The sequence below is a fragment of the Terriglobia bacterium genome (genome assembly GCA_036496425.1).
Taxonomy (GTDB): domain Bacteria; phylum Acidobacteriota; class Terriglobia; order 20CM-2-55-15; family 20CM-2-55-15; genus 20CM-2-55-15.
Genome location: DASXLG010000029.1, coordinates 1 through 4,367 on the forward strand (window position 1 = coordinate 1; position 4,367 = coordinate 4,367).

The following is a 4,367-nucleotide window of genomic DNA, read 5'->3' on the forward strand; positions in this document are numbered from 1 at the left end:
TTCCAGTAATTCGATTTGAATTTGCTGAATCTCGAAGAGCCGATTGTATTGACGCCGTAGCAAGTGATCGATCTTCTCGTGCAAATGCCGAATCTCCAGCTCGGCTTTGAGGTTGACTTTGTAATCGTTCTCCGCGCGCAACCTGTCACGCGCCTCGCTCCGATTCTGGCTCATCATAATGATTGGCGCCTGAATCGCCGCCAAGCATGAGAGAATCAAATTCAGGAGAATGAACGGATAAGGATCGAACCCGCGGTTCAGCAGGAAAATGGCGTTCAGGATAATCCAACCGAACAGCACCGCGCCGAAGATAATGATGAATCTCCAACTTCCGCCAAATGACGCGATCCGATCGGATAGCCGTTCGCCAAAGGTCAGCTTGATCTCGAACTGTTTGCTAATGTCGCTGGAGAGGATTTCGTGTTGCTGCAAACTTTCGACAACTTCCTGATCGAGCGTAGATAGTTCGCCAATCTCGTCCTGTAACACTTCCTTCACGTACTCTTTCCGGAAGTCGCCGAGATTGTCCAAACAGATGAAACCGTTCCCATCCAAATCGGGCACCCGCTTTTTGATGAATTCGAGAAGCGAAGGTCGAATCAATTCGGCAAGCATGCCGTCGTGCGGCGACTTCGGTTTCTTGCAGATCTCGCAAATAAGTGTGGCAGGCGCGGTTTTACTCATCGGATTTCGTTTCTCAAAGTAACCCGCTGCCGAGCGGCTTGTCGATTCCGTCTTGAATCGGCCATTACCGATCTTAAGGTTCTGCGCATGGAAGAAGCGGAAGTTCCTCTCGAGCATTTACACGAACATGTTCATCATAGTGCGGAGCACGGCGGTGAAATCGCGATTGCCGTCGCCACGATTTCCGCGCTGACGAAACCGGACGACCGGGTTTTTTGGGCGCTCACTCCCGAAGAATGGAAGCTACGGGCTGTTAGCCACGCCGAAGCTGCGGAAGAAACAATCTTCGTCGAGTAAGATCTTGCACATTGAGATGGCGCGCCAGAGGCCGCCGCCGACTAGAAAAGACTGTAAATAAACGGCGCGAGCGCCGAGCCATTAGCGAAGATCAGCATGGCGCCCAGGAGCAGCAGGAAAATCAGGATAGGCGCGATCCACCATCTCTTACGTACGCGCAGGAAATGCAGGAATTCCTTAATGATTGCCAGCTTCATTGGTAGTATCAGGATGCTGACGGCCTCCCTCCAAGTAAAGTTCTTTTCGGGAGCGAGGCGACGACAGCGCTATGCCAGCGCACTCCAATTTCAAAACTGCCGTTCATAATCCCTCGGCGTTTTGGCCTTCTCGTGGTGGATCCAATAACTCGAAGCTGACTCATCCAATTTCAGCCGGAGAAAATCTTTACCGAACAGCCGCGCGACCAGGCCGATCGGCGTCACGACCAGGAAAAAAAACAGCGTGAGGATCACGCGCGTCATTATGAACCCAAGCGCGAACACAAGCGTCATCCAGAGGATGTAAACATATTTCAATGCTCGCGGCAGGACCGCTCCGAACGCGATCAGCGTCACGCTCGCCCAGAGGAAATACGGGCAAGCAGCCCTGTGCCGCAACCAGAGTAAAAGCGCAAAGGTCGCAAAAGCGCCGCCAACCAGGAAGCCGAACTTCCGCATATCGCGCTTGCCGGTCTTCAGTCGTTGGATGTCTTCGCGGATGTTCATGTCTAATCGAGTTCAAATTCCTTGAGCCACTCGATGTCGTGTTCGAGCGGCTTCTGCTCTCTTTTCTCCAGCAGGAAATTGCCAAGCAGCAGGTAATCCATGTTCGTCCGCATAAAACAAAGGTAAGCATGCTCCGGCGCTTCCACGATCGGTTCGCCGCGGACGTTGAAGGAGGTATTGATGATCACGGGGCAGCCGTAATTCTCCTCGAAATTTTTGATCGTCCGGTAATACATTGGCTGATGCTCTTCGGTGACCGTTTGCACCCGCGCCGAATAATCGACATGTGTCACGGCCGGGATCGTTGAGCGAATGGTCAGCAGCTTTTGCAGGCCGAAAAGTTTTTGTTCCCCGTCAGTCATCTTGCGCCGACGCTCTTTCGCCACCGGGGCAACAAGCAGCATATAAGGACTTTCACTCTCGAGCTCGAACCAGTCCGCCACCCTCTCGCGCAACACGGAGGGCGCGAAGGGCCGGAAACTTTCGCGGAACTTGATCTTAAGGTTCATCTCCTCCTGCATCTTCGGCGATTGCGCATCGCTAATGATCGATCGCGCGCCTAGTGCCCGCGGGCCGAATTCCATCCGGCCGTAGAACCAGCCGATGACCTTCCCCGCCTTGATCAGGTCGGCGATCTTTGCCGGCAAATCCTCGTCGGTCAATTCCGTGAAAGGAATGTTTTGCGACTGCAGATAGGCATGGATCTCATCCCGCGTGTATGCAGGTCCGAGGTAAGAGCCGCGTTGTGAATCGTTCATGTTGTCGGCCTGGCGCGCATTGCCGAGAACCTGATGCCAGGCGAACAAAGCGGCGCCGAGCGCGCCCCCTGCGTCGCCGGCCGCCGGCTGGATCCAGATGCGGTCAAAAATGCCTTCACGCAGGATCCGTCCGTTCGCCACGCAATTGAGTGCGACGCCGCCGGCAAGACAAATGTCTTTCAAATTCGTCTGCCGGCGAACGTGCCGCGCCATGCGAAACATGATTTCTTCTGTGACACCCTGAATCGACCGCGCGAGGTCCATGTCGCTTTGTGTCAGTTTCGATTCCGGCTTGCGCGGCGGGCGGCCGAACAGCCGATTGAACGGTTCATTCGTCATCGTCAGGCCGACGCCGTAATTGAAATACTTCATGTTGAGCCGGAATGAGCCATCTTCTTTGAGATCGACCAGTTCGCCCAGGATCAGCTCGACATACTTCGGTTCGCCGTAGGGAGCCAGGCCCATGAGCTTGTATTCGCCGGCATTGACCCGGAACCCGGTGAAATAGGTGAACGCGGAATAGAGCAGCCCGAGCGAGTGCGGGAAATGGAGTTCGCCCACCATATCGATCCGATGGCCGCGCCCGACGCCATAACTCGCGGTCGACCATTCGCCGACGCCGTCCACCGTGAGAAACGCTGCTTCCGGATAAGGTGAAGGGAAAAATGCCGAAGCCGCGTGCGATTCGTGGTGTTCCGGAAAAAGGATCTTGCAATCGCACCCCAGCTCGCGCCGGATCAGCTCCTTCATCCAGATCCGTTCCCGGATCCAGAGCGGAATCGCCATCAGGAAACTTTTCAACCCCGCCGGCGCATACGCGAGGTAACTGTGCAGGATACGGTCGAACTTGAGGAACGGCTTTTCGTAGAAGGCGACGTAATTGAGGTCGCTGACCTGGATGCGGCCTTCACGCAGGCAGTATTCCAAGGCGTGCTTCGGAAAACTCGGGTCGTGCTTCTTGCGGGTGAACCGTTCCTCCTGGGCCGCAGCGATGATTTGTCCGTCGCGCACGAGGCACGCCGCGCTGTCGTGATAGAAGGCCGATATGCCGAGGATGTTCACCTCAGGTTCGTTCCCCTGCATGACGTTAGTGGTTCGACATTCCAGAGATAAGCCGCAGCTTTACGAATTTCGCAGGGCAAGACAATCCTCAGCTTGGATTGGAGGACGTCGTTCTCGCTCGGAGTTCCGCCTTCAGGCGGTCTGGAAGCGCGTGCGCCCGAAACCGCTAAACGCGGAACTCCAAACGATTGACCCTTGAGGCGGCCCGCAACCCCGCGACTCATTGCCGGCTGTAATAATCGACGGAGGCCTGCGCGGTATCCGTGTCGGTCAGGAACGTTGCAAACAGTGCGTGGCCTTCGGGGCTGAAGTGATTGGTTTTGTTAAACGGGTGGCCGCCGGCCAGAGCTGCCTTCAAGAACTCCAGATACGGCTCGCGATAACTCACCCCCGCCCGCGTCAGGCCAGCCGCAATCAGTGGAACCAATGGATGATTGTACGGAACGTGCTTCTTGATGTGCACCACATAAGGAATGAAGATGACATAGAAATTCGCTTTCTGCGCTGCCGCCGCCTCCTGGAACTTCTTCAGGATCGCGACGGTCAGGTCAACGCCCTCGCGATCGCGGTCGGATACGGCCTTGGGGCGATACCTGGCGTAGCGCGCTTTGGCGGTATTGTGTTTAAGGAGCATCTCCACTGAATCGCTGGCGCTGCGAATGAATTCACTCATCAGGTTCCAGACCCGGCTGTGATGGCTTAAGCCGGATTTGATCTTACGAAACCTGCTGTTCCTAACGTGGTTGTTGTGGAGCACCAACTGTCCGCTCTCCAGCGTGAAATACGGTTTAAGATACGAGTATTGTTTGGAAGCGAGGTTGTTGGCGATGTCGTTATACGGAGTCAGAGCGACCACGACTTC

General features: G+C 55.4%; 6 protein-coding genes. 1 reads left to right on the forward strand and 5 read right to left on the reverse strand.

The genetic code is table 11. The annotated features are described in order from the left end of the window. A partial coding sequence (locus VGK48_02205) for a DUF1003 domain-containing protein (GenBank protein ID HEY2379972.1) occupies positions 1 to 684 on the reverse strand: 684 nt, incomplete at its 3' end. 87 nt (positions 685 to 771) lie between these two features. Here VGK48_02205 and VGK48_02210 point away from each other — a divergent pair. Then, positions 772 to 981, forward strand: a complete 210-nt coding sequence (locus VGK48_02210) for a hypothetical protein (GenBank protein HEY2379973.1) — start codon at positions 772 to 774, stop codon at positions 979 to 981. 41 nt (positions 982 to 1,022) lie between these two features. On the opposite strand, the gene VGK48_02215 is transcribed toward VGK48_02210, so the two are convergent. The 4 genes from VGK48_02215 to VGK48_02230 all read right to left on the reverse strand — a co-directional run. Beyond that, positions 1,023 to 1,178 (reverse strand): DUF5989 family protein, encoded by a 156-nt coding sequence (locus VGK48_02215; GenBank protein ID HEY2379974.1) that lies wholly within the window; start codon positions 1,176 to 1,178, stop codon positions 1,023 to 1,025. Positions 1,179 to 1,268: 90 nt separating this feature from the next. Continuing rightward, on the reverse strand, positions 1,269 to 1,685 hold the full coding sequence (locus VGK48_02220; GenBank protein ID HEY2379975.1) for an SxtJ family membrane protein: 417 nt from the start codon (positions 1,683 to 1,685) through the stop codon (positions 1,269 to 1,271). Between the two features lie 2 nt (positions 1,686 to 1,687). After that, positions 1,688 to 3,526 carry a carbamoyltransferase gene (locus VGK48_02225; GenBank protein ID HEY2379976.1) on the reverse strand — a complete coding sequence of 613 codons (1,839 nt, stop codon included), beginning with the start codon at positions 3,524 to 3,526 and terminating at the stop codon, positions 1,688 to 1,690. A 199-nt stretch (positions 3,527 to 3,725) separates the two neighbouring features. Then, a partial coding sequence (locus VGK48_02230) for a hypothetical protein (protein HEY2379977.1) occupies positions 3,726 to 4,367 on the reverse strand: 642 nt, incomplete at its 5' end.